The sequence below is a fragment of the Arthrobacter sp. TB 26 genome, from assembly GCF_000427315.1.
Taxonomy (GTDB): Bacteria; Actinomycetota; Actinomycetes; order Actinomycetales; family Micrococcaceae; genus Arthrobacter.
On the sequence record NZ_AUPJ01000474.1, the window covers coordinates 1 to 2,476 of the forward strand.

General features: G+C 69.1%; 3 protein-coding genes. 2 read left to right on the forward strand and 1 reads right to left on the reverse strand.

Annotated features, from left to right (window positions below; all coding sequences use genetic code 11):
- A partial coding sequence (locus K789_RS0118210) for an HNH endonuclease (RefSeq protein ID WP_024368002.1) occupies positions 1 to 786 on the forward strand: 786 nt, incomplete at its 5' end.
- Positions 787 to 800: 14 nt separating this feature from the next.
- On the opposite strand, the gene K789_RS0118215 is transcribed toward K789_RS0118210, so the two are convergent.
- Positions 801 to 1,670 carry a sulfurtransferase gene (locus K789_RS0118215; protein WP_024368003.1) on the reverse strand — a complete coding sequence of 290 codons (870 nt, stop codon included), beginning with the start codon at positions 1,668 to 1,670 and terminating at the stop codon, positions 801 to 803.
- Positions 1,671 to 1,718: 48 nt separating this feature from the next.
- On the opposite strand from K789_RS0118215, the gene K789_RS0118220 reads away from it, so the two are divergent.
- Positions 1,719 to 2,476, forward strand: a 758-nt coding sequence (locus K789_RS0118220; protein ID WP_024368004.1) for a PLP-dependent cysteine synthase family protein, incomplete at its 3' end; no start/stop codon positions are given.

Consider the following 2,476-nt stretch of genomic DNA (forward strand, 5'->3'; position numbering starts at 1 on the left):
CTGACCCGGCACGCCGACACCCTCCGCAACGCCGGGGACCCCCGCACGCGCGGGCAGCTCATGGCCGATACCCTCGTCGAACGCACCACAGGCACCCCCGGCGGGATCAGCGGCATCGAAATCCAGCTCGTCATGACCGACCGCACCCTCTTCCATGGCGACAGCGAACCCGCCCGCCTCCCCGGCTACGGCATCGTCCCCGCCGGCTGGGCCCGCGGGATGCTCATACACGCCGGACAGAACGCGGGACCAGATGAAGGTACGGAGGGACTGGCCACTGGAGCCGGGGACACGGACCTGAATGTGTGGCTCCGCCGGCTCTACGCTGCCCCCGGCACCGGCGAGCTCACCGCGATGGACTCCCGGGCGCGCCTCTTCCCGCCCGGACTCCGCCGCTTCCTGACCGCCCGCGACGACACCTGCCGCACCCCTTACTGCGACGCCCCCATCAGACACTTCGACCACATCATCCCCTGGCACCACGGCGGCCCAACGACCCAGAACAACGGCGCCGGGCTCTGCGAAGCCTGCAACCACACCAAAGAAATCCCCGGCTGGTCCTCCCGACCACGCCCCGGACCCAGACACACCCTCGACATCACCACCCCCACCGGCCACACCTACCAATCCACCGCCCCGCCGCTGCCCGGAACAAGTGACGGAAGAGCTATCGCCCCAAGGGAGCTGGATTTGGCTGCGGCGAAGAGCCGCAACCATCGCAGAGAGCGCCGCCGCAGAGCCCAGACGCTCCTACGTGCCCGGGCAAAAGACCGGTTCGCGGCCTGAACGAACGACCCGTACTACTGCGCGGAACTGCCGTCTGCGTACGACGTATCCCCGGTCACTACCGGGTTCGCGGCGTTGTTGGACCATTCCGAGAACGACCCCGGGTAAAGTGCCGCGGGGAATCCGGCGATTTCGAGGGCCGCAATTTCGTGGGCCGCGGTGACGCCGGAGCCGCAGTAGACGGCGGTGGGAACGCCAGCGCGCACGCCCAGGCCCGTGAAGCGCTCCCGCAAAGTGGCCGGGGAGAGGAACCGGCCATCCGCACCGAGGTTGGCAGTGGTGGGGGCACTCACGGCCCCCGGGATATGGCCGGCACGCGGATCCACCGGCTCGAACTCGCCGCGGTACCGCTCCCCCGCCCTGGCGTCCAGCAGCAGTCCCTGGCGGCCCCAGGAAGCCGCCTGCCCGGCATCGATCACGGGCATGGCGCCACCCGCCAGCTCAACGTCCCCCGGCTCCGGCTCCGGTTCGCCGCTTTCGACGGCGAAGCCGGCGTCCCGCCAGGCGGCCAGTCCGCCGTCGAGCAGGTAAACGTCGGGAAAACCGGCATCCCGCAGCATCCACCAAAGCCTGGCGGCGGCAAGGTTGCCGCTGTCGTCGTAGGCCACCACGACGTCGCCGCTGCGGACTCCCCAGGCGCGCACAGACGCCTGGAACTGTTCAAGGGCCGGGAGCGGGTGGCGGCCGCGGAATGGGTCGGCGGGTCCAGCCAGTTCAGTGGCGAGGTCCACAAAGACGGCACCGGGGAGGTGTGCCGCGAGGTAGTGTTCCCGGCCGTGCGGGTCGCCGAGCGCCCAGCGCACATCCAGCAACACGGTCCGCCGGTCGGTGCTGCCCGCACCGACCAGGTCCTTCAGGGTGGCGACATCCATGAGGGTCTGCATCCGCCAACTCTATCCATGGGAATCGGCCGCCGCCGGTAGGCTGGTGCGGTGATCAAAGCGCGACAGCAGGACCGGGCATGGGCCGACGAGGCCATCCGCAGAATCAATGCAGAGAACAACCGGTCCGCGGACACCCATTTGTACTCCGTCCCGCTGCCGGAGCGGTGGGGCGTCCAGTTGTACCTCAAGGACGAGTCAACGCACCGGACGGGAAGCCTCAAGCACCGTCTGGCCCGCTCGCTGTTCCTGTTCGGGCTGGTGAACGGCTGGATCGCTGAGGGCACCACCATCGTTGAGGCCTCCAGCGGCAGCACGGCCGTCTCGGAAGCCTATTTCGCCCGGTTGCTGGGGCTGCCGTTCATTGCGGTGATGGCACGGACCACCAGCCGTGAGAAAATCGCCTTGATCGAGCAGTTTGGCGGCTCCTGCCTGCTGGTGGACCACGCCTCGGAGGTTTACGGGGCCGCCGCGGAACTCGCACAGCGCACCAACGGCCACTACATGGACCAGTTCACCTACGCCGAACGGGCCACTGACTGGCGCGGCAACAACAACATTGCCGAGTCGATCTTCGACCAGCTCGCCCTGGAGGAGCACCCGGTCCCCCGCTGGATCGTGGTGGGCGCCGGCACCGGCGGCACCAGCGCCACCATCGGCCGATACCTCCGCTACCACCAGCACGTGACGGAACTCGCCGTGGTGGATCCGGAAAACTCCGCGTTCTACCCCGGCTGGCTGGAAGGCCGTGGAACTCCCGCCGGCGGCCCCCCGGCCGACGCATCCCCCGACGCCGCTGTAAACGGCGG

Excerpts from the sequence above, each read along its gene's own strand:
- K789_RS0118215 (WP_024368003.1), bottom strand. The coding sequence starts at position 1,670 with ATGCAGACCCTCATGGATGTCGCCACCCTGAAGGACCTGGTCGGTGCG.